This window comes from Leuconostoc gasicomitatum LMG 18811 (assembly GCF_000196855.1).
In the GTDB taxonomy this organism is placed as follows: Bacteria; Bacillota; Bacilli; order Lactobacillales; family Lactobacillaceae; genus Leuconostoc; species Leuconostoc gasicomitatum.
This window is the reverse complement of sequence record NC_014319.1, coordinates 759,377-775,364: the sequence shown is the minus strand read 5'-3', so window position 1 is coordinate 775,364 and position 15,988 is coordinate 759,377. Positions and strand designations below refer to the sequence as shown.

13 protein-coding genes and 1 riboswitch are annotated in these 15,988 nt (G+C 37.3%); all 13 genes read right to left on the bottom strand.

The features are described 5' to 3' along the window. Positions 1-43: 43 nt before the first annotated feature. The 13 genes from LEGAS_RS03765 to LEGAS_RS03705 all read right to left on the bottom strand — a co-directional run bounded on the left by LEGAS_RS03765 (position 44) and on the right by LEGAS_RS03705 (position 15,986). Positions 44-250, bottom strand: a complete 207-nt coding sequence (locus LEGAS_RS03765) for a YqgQ family protein (protein ID WP_013231454.1) — start codon at positions 248-250, stop codon at positions 44-46. Further along, on the bottom strand, positions 247-936 hold the full coding sequence (locus tag LEGAS_RS03760) for a rhomboid family intramembrane serine protease (RefSeq protein ID WP_013231453.1): 690 nt from the start codon (positions 934-936) through the stop codon (positions 247-249). Before LEGAS_RS03760 ends, LEGAS_RS03765 begins: the two co-directional genes overlap by 4 nt. 57 nt (positions 937-993) lie before the next feature. Continuing rightward, positions 994-4,722 carry a helicase-exonuclease AddAB subunit AddA gene (gene addA / locus LEGAS_RS03755; RefSeq protein WP_013231452.1) on the bottom strand — a complete coding sequence of 1,243 codons (3,729 nt, stop codon included), beginning with the start codon at positions 4,720-4,722 and terminating at the stop codon, positions 994-996. Continuing rightward, on the bottom strand, positions 4,700-8,236 hold the full coding sequence (locus LEGAS_RS03750) for a PD-(D/E)XK nuclease family protein (RefSeq protein WP_013231451.1): 3,537 nt from the start codon (positions 8,234-8,236) through the stop codon (positions 4,700-4,702). The genes addA and LEGAS_RS03750 overlap by 23 nt, the downstream gene beginning before the upstream one ends. 112 nt (positions 8,237-8,348) lie before the next feature. Further along, on the bottom strand, positions 8,349-8,918 hold the full coding sequence (ntdP, locus tag LEGAS_RS03745) for a nucleoside tri-diphosphate phosphatase (RefSeq protein ID WP_010387822.1): 570 nt from the start codon (positions 8,916-8,918) through the stop codon (positions 8,349-8,351). A gap of 68 nt (positions 8,919-8,986) precedes the next feature. Next, positions 8,987-9,259, bottom strand: coding sequence for a hypothetical protein (locus LEGAS_RS03740; protein ID WP_013231450.1), 273 nt, complete (start codon positions 9,257-9,259; stop codon positions 8,987-8,989). Between the two features lie 2 nt (positions 9,260-9,261). Next, positions 9,262-10,059 carry a recombination regulator RecX gene (gene recX / locus LEGAS_RS03735; RefSeq protein WP_010387827.1) on the bottom strand — a complete coding sequence of 266 codons (798 nt, stop codon included), beginning with the start codon at positions 10,057-10,059 and terminating at the stop codon, positions 9,262-9,264. A 370-nt stretch (positions 10,060-10,429) separates the two neighbouring features. Then, on the bottom strand, positions 10,430-11,155 hold the full coding sequence (dapB, locus tag LEGAS_RS03730) for a 4-hydroxy-tetrahydrodipicolinate reductase (protein ID WP_010387829.1): 726 nt from the start codon (positions 11,153-11,155) through the stop codon (positions 10,430-10,432). Next, positions 11,152-12,030: a 4-hydroxy-tetrahydrodipicolinate synthase gene (gene dapA, locus LEGAS_RS03725; protein ID WP_013231449.1), complete on the bottom strand. Its 879-nt coding sequence runs from the start codon at positions 12,028-12,030 to the stop codon at positions 11,152-11,154. Before dapA ends, dapB begins: the two co-directional genes overlap by 4 nt. Positions 12,031-12,081: 51 nt before the next feature. Continuing rightward, entirely contained in the window at positions 12,082-13,233 is a 1,152-nt protein-coding gene (locus LEGAS_RS03720; RefSeq protein WP_010387833.1) for an N-acetyldiaminopimelate deacetylase, read from the bottom strand. Beyond that, positions 13,233-13,940 (bottom strand): 2,3,4,5-tetrahydropyridine-2,6-dicarboxylate N-acetyltransferase, encoded by a 708-nt coding sequence (gene dapD, locus LEGAS_RS03715; protein WP_013231448.1) that lies wholly within the window; start codon positions 13,938-13,940, stop codon positions 13,233-13,235. The genes LEGAS_RS03720 and dapD overlap by 1 nt, the downstream gene beginning before the upstream one ends. 54 nt (positions 13,941-13,994) lie before the next feature. Further along, positions 13,995-15,290, bottom strand: coding sequence for a diaminopimelate decarboxylase (lysA, locus tag LEGAS_RS03710; RefSeq protein WP_010387836.1), 1,296 nt, complete (start codon positions 15,288-15,290; stop codon positions 13,995-13,997). Positions 15,291-15,419: 129 nt separating this feature from the next. Beyond that, a riboswitch (Lysine riboswitch) is annotated at positions 15,420-15,592 on the bottom strand. A gap of 58 nt (positions 15,593-15,650) precedes the next feature. Then, positions 15,651-15,986, bottom strand: a complete 336-nt coding sequence (locus LEGAS_RS03705; protein WP_013231447.1) for a hypothetical protein — start codon at positions 15,984-15,986, stop codon at positions 15,651-15,653. Between the last annotated feature and the right edge of the window lie 2 nt (positions 15,987-15,988).

The following is a 15,988-nucleotide window of genomic DNA, read 5'->3' as shown; positions in this document are numbered from 1 at the left end:
GCAAGCGTTTTCATAACTTTCAGTAAACAATTATTGATCAGAATTAATCACTTGGATTTTCTTCTTCCAATCGATGTTCATGCGCCAATATTAACTTCATTGTGGCATATTTTTTATTATCAATAACGTCTGCTTTTTTTAAATTATCAACTTCCAATGCAGCTATCTCAATATCCCACAACCGTTTGCCAACATGAATATAAACCCCAAACGTTTTTAAATAAGTTAGTATGTCATAAAAATTTTTCATGAAACGCCTCCTTTTGCGATCAAAGCAAGTGCAAGTATCAAAACCGTTACCACACCCATTGTCAGTCGCCAAGCCATTGGATATTTTCCAGAGCGACCATAGAAACCAAACATAACAGCAAACATCATGCCACCGATTAAACCACCAATGTGTCCCCACATATCAATGCCTGTCGAAAAAAAGCCAGACATTAGATTTAGAACGACAAAAAGTCCCATCATCGTCCCTTGCGCACGGATACGAGAGTCATGCTTAAATTGTACAGCATATAATATCAATCCACCAAACATACCAAAAAGCGCCGAAGAGGCACCAACAGAAACAGTCAAAGGTGCAAATAAATAAGACATAATATTACCGACAATACCGCCAAATAAATACAATCCTAAAAACTTACGACTACCAAATGTTTCTTCAGCAATGGGACCAATGAACCATAGCGTTAGCATATTGGTCAGTATATGCATGACCCCCGCATGTAAAAATAATGGCGTTACTAACCGCCAATATTGATCATACACTTTAATATATGGTCCCCATTTTGCACCAAAAGCTACTAGTATGCTACCATTATCGGTTTGTCCCCGTCCAATCAGAAATTCGGCGAAAAAAACAAGGACAGTTAGGACAAAAATACTGATTGTCACTGGTGTATTCTTAAATTGTTGTTTCAGAGTTAATAACATAATCTTTATTTTACACTATTCTTGATGAGAAAGATCAATCAAACAGTTTGTCTGCGTCTATCCATTCACATGAGGTGGTGTCACACTGATTACTTGACCAACGCTTAAAGCGATAATTTGTGGGTCATGAAATGTATATGTTGGGAATTCTTGTTGCAAGGCTTGCTGATATAGTCTTAGTTGACCTTGGTATCGTGTTTTTACTTTTTGTAACTCCTCTATCACACGATCATGCCTAATAAAATCTGTCTTATAATCAAAAATAGTAATTGCTTGCGTTGACTCATCAATAAAATAACCGTCAATAATACCATGAACTAATACCGGCGCATCATCAGTCAATGTTTGGTAAATACGATTAGCTGGCATAATCATTGCAAATGTCGCTTCTCGTTGCAATGTATCTGCATGTTGTTGCAAACGCTTAGCGAATGGTGTGTCCAAAAAAGCCATTAATTGTTCAATATTAATTAAAGCTGCAACCTGTGGCAAAATGCGTTTACTATTGACTAAATTATCACGTAATTCTTCTAGTGTTTGCCTTGTTTGTATTTGCTTAAAATCGATCAGTTGTAATAATAGATGTGTCGCTATACCCACTGCCGCACTTGATGGTTTATGCGAACCATCGGTCATAAATCCCGGTAGCATTAAACTTTGATTAACTAATTCATTAGCAGGTTTGAAATCACCGTCTTCATCGATGTCTAAGGTCTTCAAGTTAAGAAGATCTGGATCTTCAAATAAGCGTTTCATTTCAGTAACAGATTGGTAAGCTGCTGTACTACTAGCAATTTTATTTTTATAATCATAGGCCAAAATTTTTTGAGCCTGCGCATAGTCATTTGCATCATATGATGCGTTTAGTATTTTTTCATCAGCGCCGAATGTATCTGATGAATGTTGTAAAACAATGTCATTTTCGGAAATAAAATTCACAGTTAATTCGGCATCCAGTAGCGTTTCTGAACCTAATAAACGCGGTACATCCCCGTCACCTAGCCAATTTTCAAGGACATCATTTTTAGTACGTGCTAAACTAATGATTAACCATGCCAAATAAGATTTTGCCGTCAAACGTAAATCCTCATTTAAAAATTGACCAGCAGTATTTTTAGCACGTTGCCACAGATCAGATAATTGTTTGTTTTGCCCATTCTCATCAACTGCAACCGTTCCAATGACATATATCTGCTGTTCAGCACGTGTCAATGCCACATAAAGCAACCGCATTTCTTCCGACCAACTTTGCCGTTTAATGGCTTGTTGCACTGCTAATTTTTGCAAAGTTGGCATAGATACCAACGCGTCAGGTTGTAAATAATCAATACCAATGCCTGCGTCTTTTTGAATTAAGACCTTACCTGTCAAATCTTTTGTATTAAATGCTTTATCAAATTCTGGTAAAATTACGATTGGAAATTCTAGTCCTTTTGAGGCGTGAATCGTCATCAGACGAACTGCTTGTGCATCAGATTCTTGTGGTGCTTCCCCTAATTGACCATCATTTTCTTGCAGCTGTTCGATATAACGCACAAATCTAAACAACCCAGCATTCGTATTGTTTTGATAAGTGCGTGCATACTCATACAAAGCATGCAAGTTAGCCTGCCTTTGTGTCCCGCCAGGCATACCTGCAACATAATCTAGCCAAGCTGTATCATCAAATATGGTCCAAATTAATGTGACCAAATCATTTTGAGTAGCCAATAAATGCCACTTATCAAACAAAGCGATAACTTTTTTACTACGTGGACTATTTTCAGAAAATTTTTGTAATGCTGACCAATAATCATGCTTCTGATCTGCTAATCGTACAGCTGCAAGATCATTTTCTGTAAAATCAAACAACGGTGAACGTAGCACAGCAACCAATGGTATATCTTGATGTGGATTATCAATCACACGTAAAACATCAAGAATTAAATAAACTTCCATGGTTTGAAAATAATTACCCACAGATTCTACTTGAACAGGAATACCAGCATCTCTCAAAGTAGCCACTAAGTCTATATAACCGGATTTTGATCGCGTTAGAATTGCGATATCAGCATAATTAACAGGCCGCATACCTGTTGGCTTGCTTTTACGATCAAATAACGTCGTTTCCCGTAATTTTAAAATTTTATCAGCCAATTGTGCATACTGTGCTTGGCGTTTTTCAAATACCTGTGTCTCTTCTTGATCGTTCACTAAAGGATCCGAAGTCTGCTTTGTTATGATATCAATGTCAAATACCGCTGGTACTGCAGTTGGATATGTCGCTTTTGGAACTAACTTCGCCTCACCAGCATACGCAATATCCCCTAATTTTTCATCCATTAATTGCGTAAATATCAAATTTGTCATTCGTGTCACGTTATTTTGTGATCGAAAATTATCAGCTAACTCAATCCGACTATCATCATTTTCTGTCGTGTTAAATTGCTTATACTTGCTTGTAAATAATGTGGGATCTGCTTGACGAAAACCGTAAACACTCTGCTTGACATCCCCAACCATATACATATTTTTCCCGTTCGATACAAGAGACAATAGGGTTTCTTGTAACTGGTTAATATCTTGATACTCATCAACTAATATTTCAATAAATTGTCCATTAACTGTTTTTCGCGTTGGTTCATCAGCTAATATTTGCAATGCTAATGCACCTAAATCCGGAAAATCAACCAGCTTATTTTCCCGCTTAGATTGTGCAAAGGTCACACGAAAAGTTTGTGTGACGACAATTAGTGTGCGCACTAATTCGTCCGTTGCGCGTTGTATTTTTTGCCAATTTGCTTGATCAAATCTAAAAAATGAGTCTATTAGTTGGTTTAAATCAGATTTAGAGCCGACAATTTTATTTTTAATCGCAGTCACCTGAGCCAAAATAGACAGCATGTCTGGTTCGTCTTTTATCCCCTTACTTGCCCGAGTTTCAATACTTACCTTTGGCATTTGAATTACTTTTTCACGTAAGTTATCCCATGTCGTACCCATCAAATCTGACTGAATGTGCTGCAAGTAGTCAACAATAGTCATGAACCCTGCTTGTGTTTTTTTAAACTCGGGTATGCCTTCAACTAAAGATTGCGCTGACGTTGCTGAACTTAAAAGGTGTTTAATCATGTCAGATATTATTGGCAATATGTCATTTTGATATATAGTTGACTGCGTGATATCACTAATTTTTGATATGTCATTATCATTTAAATGTTGCAACCACGCATCACCGTCTGGTCGTGCTTCTGCAAAATCTGCCAATTTTAAAACAATTTGTTTCAATTGCGTATCATCACTTGGGCTACTGAAATTAGTGACCAGCGCTAAAAAATCTGCATGATTTTCGTGAGACTCTTCATAAAATGACGCAAATACTTCGTCTAACACATCTTGGCGTAATAAGTCGCGTTCCGCAGTATCTGAAAGTAATCGAAACTGTGGATCTAAACCAATCACATGATAATAATTTTCAATTAAACGCAAGGCATAGGCATCTATTGTTGAAATATTAGCCGCTGGTAGTAACAACAACTGTTCTTGTAAGAAACGTTTCATCTGGCTATCAGCCGTTTTCATTCGTTTTTCAAGTGCTGCTTCCAAACGTTCTCGCATTTCTTTAGCAGCTGCATTAGTAAATGTCACAATTAAAAAATTTTCAACACTAGTCCCAGACAAAATTTTTTGAATGAGACGCTCAATTAAAACAGTTGTTTTACCAGAACCAGCTGAGGCTGCGACTAAAATATTATGCCCTGTTTCTTCAACTGCACGTTGCTGATTAATTGTAAATGTTGTCGCCATTATCATCTGCCTCCTGTAAAATTTTTAAAATATTGGCCTTGCCTTTAGGTGCTTCTGGTCGATAAGTATCACCTAATGATCGATCAAACCGTAAAATATCACCATATGGTGTGTACTGTAAACTTGCTGCCGTAGGTTTTAAAGGAAAAAGGCCTGCCAATATTCTCTCTCCGGCAAACATAATATTATCAGTATTACGTTTTAATAATAATGCAAAATCCTGCGCAGCTACAAAATCACTATTGGCGTAAAGTTCCCCATCATTTTTCTTCTTGAGTTGGTAAAATTGTGAGATATTACTGTCAGATAAATTATCTAAACTATCAATATAATCTTCTTCTGAAACAAATAGGCCGCGATATTTAAAAATATCTGGTCTCACTTGCCCATCTAAAAGGGCACTAACATCACCTTTAAAATCTGATATCAGTCGCTTTTGTGGGGCTATTTGTGCAAAAAACGCCCCGCCAATGGCTTCAACACCAAGTGCTTCAGCATTCATTTGCGCTGCCTGCCAATAAGTTAATAATTGCATTTGTAGCCCATCAAATGCTTGCCCCCAATCAAATTGTTTTCCACTAGACTTATAATCAATAATTGTACCAAATACTTGTGTGTTATCTTGAATATCAAAACGATCAATTTTACCACGCACTTGCATATTAATTTGTCCCCGAGAAAATTTTAAAGCTGGTAACGCATTTTTATCCGGAAAGCCAAACAATTTTTCGACAGCACTAGGTCGCGCAATATTAACACGAGCAGCACGCTGTAAATTAGTTAACAATGTCTCACTCACTTTTTGCAAATAATCTCTTATGGCACGCATTTTACCATTCTCTTGTAGCAAGTTATACTCTGGTAACATGAGTTGGGAAGCCAATTCTTGCTGTAATAACATCATCAAGGCTGATGTTTTAATATCTCGTAAGCTAATATTTTCTTGAATTAAGCGCTGTAATACAGCTTCAAGCACTGCATGATAAAGTGTCCCTGTTTGGGCCACGTTCAACTCATTAGTCGCACGTTCTTTTAATTTCAAACCATATTGCAGAAAATAGCCTAAGGGATTATTATAATAACTTTCTAACTGAGATATGGAAACGTTTAATTGTTCACCAAATAGCGCCTGTACAAATTCCGGCTTTAAAGTCTGAATCGTATTGCGATAGTTTGGCGCTTGTAAAACACGCATCAAACGCTCTTTTTGTTGCTGACTAATAGCATTTTGAACTGCTTTAAAAGCTGCCGTTGCTTGTTGTGTTGGTATAATTTTAACTAATTCAGACAACGTTGCTCGAGGTGTACCAATATAATGCTTCAACAAATCAACACTGCTAGATGGTACATTACTAATTTTTTTAATCGTAATATCAAAAGTATCAATTAATCTTTTGAAAAAAGGCGATATTTCCGATATTTTACCAGTTGCATCTAATATGGGATATGAGAATGTGACCCCACTTGTTGTCGTCGCCAAAGCACCATAAAATAGTAGGTTTTCTTCTGCCATTTGTTGTTGTGCTGTATTTTGTAAATACTTTGTTGTGCCAGCTTCTTGCAAAGCTGGTTGTACAATTAATCTTTCAGCATCATTAATTAACGCAGTTGTTTTTGTTTGTGCTGGTAAATTTGTACGTGTACCACCAATAAAAAAAAGTTGTTTATAATGATTGCTTTGAACAATACCTGCTTCAGATATTGTCAACTGGTCCAAATTATTAGGAATTCCAGAAAATTTTGCCCCAGAAAAGCCAGCATTCAATACTTCTTTAAATATTGTCAGGTCAAATGTTTGATCGCCATTGATTGCTACAATATCATCAAGTGTTTGAATAAATAGTTGCCAAACCTGTTCCCCTTGACGTGAACGCGTTAATTCACCTGCCGCAAGTAAGACATCACGTTGTTCTAAAATAGCACTATCAACATGGTATTTTTCTAGCCACAGTACCAAATTTGTGGCTGCTTGTCGCATTGTTTTTGCTTGATCCAATTGTCGCTGTAAATCATCAAATGCTGACAATATAAATCGACGCATTGTTTCAATTCGTCGATTGACTATACTGTCATCTGAAGTAATTGTTGCATCATCCTCGTCTACTGAATCAACAACTGTGAATAGTTCAAATGGTTTATCTAAATTACGCCAAGTTGTTTCATAGGGTCGATTTGCGTAAAGATAATTGTCAAAATAACCCATCACATCGAAAAATTCTGTTTCAGAAACTAATGCATCATCCAAGTATGGACGTAATAAACTTGTTTTCAAAATAGCCATCACATTTTGGTATTGAAACCTATCTTTTTGCGGTAATAACAAATTCAATAGTAACTCAACCAATGGATGATTAGCCATTGGTTGATCATTATCAAGAAAGTAAGGCAAGTCAAATTGTGACATCACTTCTGGTATATGTGCAGTATACGGTGTTAAATCACGCGCCAGAATTAAAATATCACGTAAACGCAGTTCAGGTTCACTAACGAGTAACTGTCGAACGCGTCGCGCAACTTCTTGTATTTCAACAATTGTATTTTCAGCAGCAAATGTCTGTAAGTTAACATGATCTTTGTCACCATTAAAAGCGCGGTATTCACCTAAACTTTCCCAAGCCAATAACACTTGTTTTGTTGTTTGGCTTAGATGACGTAACTGTTTTGGCGCGTTGATCTGCACTTTTTGCTCAAATATTTGAGCAGTATGTATGAGCTGTTGCGCTGTATACATCGGTTTATTAAAGACATCGCCATCTTGTTGTTTTCCTAATCTATCAGCCTGCCCTAAAAGTGCAATTGATACTGGATATTTTGCAATCAATTGCGTGATCACCTGCATCTCAGCACTCGTAAAACCATTAAAACCATCAAAATAAAATGCCACATTTTTTAGTGATGATCCCGCTAACTGCATAGCAAAAAAAGGCAAAACTTCTTGAGCAGTTATGTATTCCTGCCCTATTTTTCTATCTAAGGCATCGGCAACAATTGCTAAATCACGTAACTTGCTGCCAAGTGTTTGGTGTAAAAAAGTGGCATCATTACTCGTATCGTTTAAAATTTGCAATAAATCTTGTGGCGTAATATGACTGGCACGTAACTCTACTAACTGTTTGACTAGTGCTGATATGAAGCCACTTTTAGATTGCATACGTGCAAAAATAGGTAATTGTCCTGCATAGTCCCGCAATATATCTGATACCATAATAAATAAACCAGTATTTTGTATGATATTTGGCTGTATATCAGGCGAATTTTTTAACAACGCCCACGCCAATCGTGATAATGAGTATACTTGTAATCGACTTTGTGCGTATAATTCTTTTTTAGGATTTTGACCATTTATTATTGCAAATTGTTTTAGAACATCAACCTCACTATCAAACTTAACATGATTTGGTACGATATAATAAACCGTTAGCGTTTTATCTTGTTGCATTTTCGTCTGTACATCTTGTAATAAGGCATGACGTAAATCAGTGCGTGCATGATTCATATAAATTGTTAGTGCCATTTGACCCTCTTTTCATACGTACCCGAAAACGAATATGTTATCTCACATATCAGTTATTCTTTCTATATTTTATCACACAAAAAGACACACAAATATTTGCGTGTCTTTCCTTTCAACGACGATCTTTAAGCCGCTGCTGCATCAAATGTTGATATCTTGCATACCACACATCAATATAACCTTGTGAAAAAGGTCCTGTGCCGTCATTAATCCAGTCCACTAAAATTTTGACATGTGCTTTCAAAATTTGATCGATTTCTGGTGGGTAATGCCATTTTTTACTATGAGCAGCATATTCATCTGCATCAAGTAAATGCTTTTCCCCATCTGGAAAAACTTTAACATCTAAATCGTAATCAATATATTTTAGCGCCTCTTTGTCTAGCACATAAGGAGATGCTAAATTACAGTAGTACGACACACCGTTATCACGTATCATTGCAATAATATTAAACCAATACTTCTTATGAAAATAAACAATCGCCGGTTCTCTAGTCACCCAGCGACGGCCATCATCTTCCGTTACTAAAGTATGATCATTTAATCCAATAATAGCATTTTCACTGGTTTTCAAAACCATGGTATCGCGCCAAGTTCGATGCAACGAGCCGTCATGCTTGTAACTTTTGATCGTGATGAAATCACCCTCGCGTGGCCCGCGATTCGACTTATCAAAGCTCATGATCGTACCTACTCTTCTGACACCGAATTTCTATTTAATTGTATCAAATTTCACGATCAAATGATAGACTACAAGTCATTGCGATGATTATTGCTACGCACAAAATGTTGCGTGTTTGTTTTTTGGTTAGATTTTTTAGCAGAGATAAGCTGTTTTTTTAATTGCATAATAATTAATTTTAAATTCGGAAATTGATTTTTTAATGTCTTGATTTGTTGCTCCATATAACTATCGGTTCTGCCTGCTTTTTGCAAACGTTGTAACTCTTGTGATATTTTATCCGCTTGTTGCTCTGCCACTGAAAGTTTTGTTTGTATGACTTTTGAATCATAAATCTGCATGATTAAGACTCACTTTCAAGTGCTAACATGATGGTATCAATAACCTCACGACTATAACCTTTGGTATAAAGATGGCTTTTTGTCTTATACTGTCGTTGACTCAATGGCTCATTTCGATAACGATGCCAGAGCTTTTCGGCTTGTCTTTTAACATTATCTAACTCAGTTGTATCATCATTTCCAACATCGAGTTCTGATACCACAGTTTGACCAATATCAAACGAAAATCCTTTATTGGCTAAAGCTTGGATAATTTTTTGTTGCTTGGCACGTGTGGATTCACGTTTGTAAGTATTAGCAAATTTAATCGCCATTTTTTGAGCAATTTCAATTTGCTCTTCATAAGTGTAAGATGCAAGTGCCTTCTCAATATCGTCTTCTAATATCCCAGCCTGCTGCAAATCCATTTTTATAGTATTGGGTCCTTTGGGACTAATTAATTTCTTTGTTGACACATAGTGCATAGCATAATTAGCATCATCAAGATAGCCTAATTCTTTTAATTGCGCAACCACCTGTACCTGTATATCTTCAGAAACTGCTTTTTCAGTTAATTTTTGTTTCACTTGTTTAATTGTCCGTAAAGCATGACCCAAGTAGTTTATTGCTGTATTAAACGCTTTAGCAACTTCATCGTCATGCTTGATTTGTTCAATCAACGTATCATCAAGCTCACGACCCTTTGCTAAGCCATATTTAATTAATACACTTTCAGACACACCAAATGCAAATTGTTTGTCTAAATCAATGCTGTAACGTCCGAGCTTTTTTTGTGTCGCAATTTTCGTAATTGTTTTCATATGTCTATTGTACGCAAAAAAAGACCAAAGTGCTTATTTTGTTAGTAACACACGTACTAAATTGACGCACACATCGTAAAAATTTTGGATTAAAAACGCTAATTTGACATTTACTAATTTGATTATTCAAAGTTGAGAAAAATATGCTATAAGTTTTTTACTAATCATAGTTAGTTCTAGTGCAGTAACACTTCCAGCGTCATGGTGATCTTATTAGATTCATATTTTTAAAACAGTTGCTATCATCTTTAATCTTGTCAATCCATCAAAATAAAAGCACAAAAAAAGTGGATTTCGCCACTGTTAAATTAATGCTCTGCAAATAGTCAAGTGTTTGTTGACAAAGCAGTATAGATAGATTTTTTGACTACTATAAAACATTTTCTAATCCAATTTTTAAATCATTTATTTTTTCAACACCAGCTAATGAACGCAAAACGCCTGGTACAAAAGCCAATCGGCTCGTTGTGCTTTGTGTTAATGTTAATTGTTCATCAATACCACCAAAATAAACACTTTGTTGTGCGATATACCCTGGTAAGCGTAGCGCATGAACAGGAATATCTGACACGCGCTGCCCACGTGCTTCACCATCACTTGTTTTTTGTGCTGCATTAATCCGTTCGTTTGCAATCAATTTAGCAGTTTGTACAGCAGTTCCTGATGGGGCATCAATTTTTTTAGGATTATGCGTCTCAACAATTTCTACATCAGGAAAATATTTTGCAGCTTGTTGTGCAAATTGCATTAACAATACAGCGGAAAGGCTGAAGTTGGGCACAATTAAAATACCATGTTCTGATTGCTCACGTAATTGTGTCACTTGCTCTTCAGTCAAACCAGTGGCGCCAATAACAATTGCCATATTATGCTTTATAGCCCACTGCGCATTTTCAAATACAGTCGCTGGTGTACTAACATCTAAAAAAATATCTGCTGGTTCAATTATTTGATCACGTGATGTCCAAACAGGATACTGACTTTCATGGTGATGGCCGCTTAAAATACCGACAATTTCATAATCAGTTGCTGCCAAGCCTTCTTGAATGGCCAAACCCAATTTACCAAAGCCACCAGCCAAAATTATTTTTGTCATGAATTAGTCTCCAAAAGTCCATCAAGCGTTTTCTTTTCTTGTTCTGTCAATGGCAAAATTGGTAATCTTGCAATATTTTTTACCAAACCTTTTTCACTTAATTTTGCTTTGACCGGTGATGGTGATGGGAACGCAAACAAAGCGTTCATGCGTGGTGTTAGGTAACGCTGTATGCGGCCGGCTTCACGCCAATTATTAGTATTCATTGCAGCAAATAAATCAGTCATTTCCTTACCATATAGGTGTGATGCAACTGAAATAGTTCCGGCACCACCTTGGGCATAAGCAGCTAGTGTTTGTGCATCCTCACCTGTATAAACAGCAAAGTTTTCTGCTTGTGTGTGTTCAATTTCAGCACCTATAAATTCCGCTGAAGTTGTTTCTTTAATTGCATTAATATTCTTGTGTTGTGCTAACTTTACAACACTGTCAACAGTAAGTCCTACTGCAGAACGACCCGGAATATTATATAGCATCACTGGTTTATTAGATGCATCTGCTATTGCTGTAAAATGTGCTATCATACCACTCTGACTTGGTTTATTATAATACGGTGTCACAGCTAGAATACCATCAATATGAGTAATAGCACTCAATTCACGCGCATTTTTGACAGACTCTGCTGTATTGTTTGTTCCAGCATTAGCTATCAATAGCACCTTATCGCCAACATAATCCGCAATGTATTGCGTCAATGCTAACTTTTCTGTGTGTGTCAATGTCGGTGATTCACCAGTTGTTCCAGCAATAACCAGACCTTGCGTGCCATGAGATAATAAATAATCAATCACCTTTTTTAAAGCTGAATAGTCAATTTCATTTGCTTCATCAAAAGGCGTAATAATAGCCGTAATTAAATTAATGTTCTCATACATCGCTTTTTCCTCTTAATTATATTTATTTGCTTAATTGCACTAATAGCTGGTCTACTGGTTCATTCGCCATTCAATAAAATCTCTTAACGCTGTAAAACCAGGTAATAAGGCAGCTTCATCTATATTTAGCTTAGGACTGTGTAACGCATGATTATCATTGACACCTAACCATAACATGACTCCTGGAATTTGTTGTAACAAGTAACCAAAATCTTCCCCAGTCATCGCTGGCTGTGCCAATTCAAAAGCAATATCGTCACGTAGTTGCATGAAATCAATTAATTGATTTGCTAACTCTGGATTATTTTCAACTGGTAAGTAACTACCGCTTTCTAGCACAACATCAATTGTTATATCATTAGATAACGCAACACCTGCTGCAATTTGACGAATACGGGTTAGCATAATATCCAAGTCAGTGCGCGTCATACTACGGACGGTGCCTTCTAAGTGGATATTATCTGGAATCACGTTGTTAGCTTTTCCACCATTAATAACCCCAATGCTAACCACACCACCTTTAATCGGATCAACTGAACGAGAAACAACAGTCTGTAGCTGCATAATTAATTCCGCAGCCGCAACAATAGGATCCTTAACCAAATGTGGATAAGCCGCGTGCCCACCTTGACCATGAATGTCAATTACCAATTCAGCAGTGCCAGCAAATAAAGTGCCAACTAGTGTGCTCAATGTTCCTGCTGGTAGATCTGGTTGATCATGAATGCCATAAAACTCATCTGGACGCCATTCGTCTTCAAAAAGTCCTAAATCATAAGCCAGTTTGCCACCACTCTTTGCCTCTTCAGCCGGTTGAAAGAAAACAATAAAATTATCCTTGGGCTGGTGTTGACTAAAGTATTGCACCATTCCCAAAGCCAAACTCATATGCACATCGTGGCCACAAGCATGCATGACTCCGGCATGAATTGACTGAAATGGCAGATCTGTTTGTTCTGCGATTGGTAAGGCATCAATATCTGAACGATAACCAATTGTTCGTTTTGGGTCACTACCTTCAAAACGTACCAAAATGGCGGTTGGTAATTCTGCTACTGTACGAATAGTCATCGTATCATTTTGCCAATTTGTTATTTTGTCCATTAAATAAGCATGCGTTTGGAATTCAACCAACGCCAGCTCAGGAATTAAATGCAAATCCCGACGATATTGTTGTAAATTTTCAAAAGTTATTTCAGTCATTATAATCCTCGTAAAGCGTCAATCAAGGCAGTCTTTTGCTGTGTTTTTGAATCAATTTTTTTAATCACTTTGGCTGGCACACCAGCCACAACAGTATTGGCCGGCACATCTTTTGTTACAATGGCACCTGCTGCAACGACCGCGCCATCCCCCACTTGAACGCCCTCTATGACCACAGCATTAGCGCCAACCAAGACATTATTACCGATACGAACGGGTTGCGCAGAGGCTGGTTCGATAACCCCTGCCAAAACAGCGCCCGCACCAATATGTGAATTCGTGCCAACAATTGCACGACCACCAAGTATTGCACCCATATCAATCATCGTGCTAGCGCCAATTTCAGCACCAATATTAATGACTGCTCCAAGCATAATAACAGCATTATCTCCAATTTCAACTTGTTCACGAATAATAGCACCGGGTTCAATACGCGCATTAATGTGCAACTTATCTAGCAGAGGTACAGCCGAGTTGCGTGACTCATTTTCAATATAAACACTCTCACTAGGTAGACTAGCAATTAGGGGTTGTACGTCAGACCAATCACCAATCAATTGACCAAATGAAACGCCACCAAATTGTTGCACATTGGCTGGGATTTCACCATCTAAAACACCCTTATAAGTAACTTTTACCGGTGTCACCTTTTTAGCATTGGCAATAAAATCAATTAATCGTTGCGCGTCATTTTGAATTTCTGTCATGAGTCCTTAGTTTCCCTTTGTTTGTTTTAGTTTTACTGCCCTATAAACAGCGTATTACTTACCGTTTTTTAACATATAATCATGATCCAAAGCTATTAAATGTGCATATGATTCACGTGCAATAACTACTTGATGTTTGCCATTTTCAACAAATACAACAGCTGGTCTTGGATTACGGTTATAGTTTGACGCCATAGCATATCCATAAGCACCAGTTGCCAAAACAGATAAAATATCGCCAGGTTTGGTTTTCGGTAACGCTTGTTGCCATACTAGCACATCCCCTGATTCACAATACTTACCTGCCACACGCACAACCTCTTGGGTTGATGCGTTAGGGTTATTGGCTAAGATTGCGTCGTAATTTGCCTGATAAAGCGCTGGCCGAATATTATCCCCCATACCCCCGTCAACTGCTAAGTAGTGACGTAAGTCAGGAATATCCTTCCGTGAACCAATCGTATAAAGCGTTTGGCCTGCTGGCCCGACAATTGAGCGACCTGGTTCAATCCAAATTTCTGGCATTTTCCAATCATACTCGGCTGCTTTACTCTTCAATGTACGGATAATAGCGTCTGCATACTCGCTTTCAGGTAACGGTTCATCTTCTGACGTGTAACGAATACCAAAACCACCACCAACATTGATAACTTCTGGTTGAAATCCCCAACTTTTTGCCGTCTCTGCTAATAGTGCAGCATTTTTTTCAAAACCAGTCACATCAAAAATTTGTGATCCAATATGTGCATGAAGGCCACGTAAATTAAAATTTTCATTCTGTCTAGCAATGTCATAAGCTGTCTTAGCTTGTCCTGTTAACAAATCAAATCCAAATTTAGAATCTTGTTGACCCGTACTAATGAATTCATGTGTATGCGCCGATATGCCTGGTGAAATTCGCAATAATATATCTTGTTTCACACCATTTTGAGTAGTAATTTCTGACAATAGTTGTAATTCCAAGAAATTATCGACAATAATTGTTCCGACACCCTCGGTAACTGCCATGGTGAGTTCATCCCAACTTTTATTGTTGCCATTAAAACTTAGATGTTTAGGATCAAATCCAGCTGCTAATGCCGTGTAAAGTTCACCACCAGAAACAATATCAGCATGGATTCCTTCTTGCTGGGCCACTTGATAAATGGCTTTGGAAGCAAATGCCTTAGACGCGTAACTCACGACATAAGGAACATCTTCTTTTTCAAAAATAGCTTTAAAATCACGCATAGTTTGACGAATTTTAGTAACATCGTATACATATAATGGTGTCCCATAAGTTTTTGCTAAATCAATTGCGTCAACCTCACCAATTGTCAAATGTTGTGCCGTGTTTATTGGGTAGCTCATATACTCTCCTAAGTTCTATTTGTGCAAACAATTGTACACAAACTAACAATTCCCCTTTATTTCACATAAAAAGCCCTTTGTTCGAGACTAGGTCACGGACAAAAGGCTTTTGTGTTTAGCAATTTTGACTGTTTCCATAGCTCACCGTTATTTCTAACGACAGTCTAATAGTTATTAGCTATTAGCCCAACAAATATCTCTTTTGAAGACGATTCATTTCGGCGATATCCCCTTTTACTTGATTAACCTGTGATAACAGGTTAACCAAGCGACTCATGTCAATCGCGACCTCTATGTGAAATTAATTTTTTATATTGTAGTAATCATAACTTATTGCGTAAAAAATGTCAAACCTTTAATCTAGTATTCTGTATCAATAAAAGTTAGACCAAGTTCTTTACCGTACTGTCGAATGGTTGATTCTGCCAAATTCATTTCAAAGGACAAATCAATGTAACTCGTCATGCCAGCATTAAACAATGCAGCTACTTGAATTTTACGTTCATCTTTACCAATAGCAGACTCGGTTGCAAGCGCCCGAAGGCCATGTCCCACAACCTCATTTTCAGGCGCACTGTCTGGCTTTTTATCTCGTTTTTCACGATCACGGTAGGCCTGTGCAGCAGATTTAACGTCAAGCATCGTCACTTCAACCTCATCATTTAACTCAGCTTGTTTTTTAAATTGATAGTTCATGT

Bases quoted from the DNA above. Each gene is read 5' to 3' on its own strand.
- dapA (WP_013231449.1), bottom strand. From the start codon at position 12,030: ATGTATGAGAACATTAATTTAATTACGGCTATTATTACGCCTTTTGAT.
- LEGAS_RS03750 (WP_013231451.1), bottom strand. From the start codon at position 8,236: ATGGCACTAACAATTTATATGAATCATGCACGCACTGATTTACGTCAT.
- LEGAS_RS03705 (WP_013231447.1), bottom strand. From the start codon at position 15,986: ATGAACTATCAATTTAAAAAACAAGCTGAGTTAAATGATGAGGTTGAA.
- recX (WP_010387827.1), bottom strand. From the start codon at position 10,059: ATGAAAACAATTACGAAAATTGCGACACAAAAAAAGCTCGGACGTTAC.
- dapB (WP_010387829.1), bottom strand. From the start codon at position 11,155: ATGACAAAAATAATTTTGGCTGGTGGCTTTGGTAAATTGGGTTTGGCC.
- addA (WP_013231452.1), bottom strand. From the start codon at position 4,722: ATGGCGACAACATTTACAATTAATCAGCAACGTGCAGTTGAAGAAACA.
- ntdP (WP_010387822.1), bottom strand. From the start codon at position 8,918: ATGAGCTTTGATAAGTCGAATCGCGGGCCACGCGAGGGTGATTTCATC.
- LEGAS_RS03765 (WP_013231454.1), bottom strand. From the start codon at position 250: ATGAAAAATTTTTATGACATACTAACTTATTTAAAAACGTTTGGGGTT.
- LEGAS_RS03760 (WP_013231453.1), bottom strand. From the start codon at position 936: ATGTTATTAACTCTGAAACAACAATTTAAGAATACACCAGTGACAATC.
- LEGAS_RS03740 (WP_013231450.1), bottom strand. From the start codon at position 9,259: ATGCAGATTTATGATTCAAAAGTCATACAAACAAAACTTTCAGTGGCA.
- LEGAS_RS03720 (WP_010387833.1), bottom strand. From the start codon at position 13,233: ATGACTGAAATAACTTTTGAAAATTTACAACAATATCGTCGGGATTTG.
- dapD (WP_013231448.1), bottom strand. From the start codon at position 13,940: ATGACAGAAATTCAAAATGACGCGCAACGATTAATTGATTTTATTGCC.
- lysA (WP_010387836.1), bottom strand. From the start codon at position 15,290: ATGAGCTACCCAATAAACACGGCACAACATTTGACAATTGGTGAGGTT.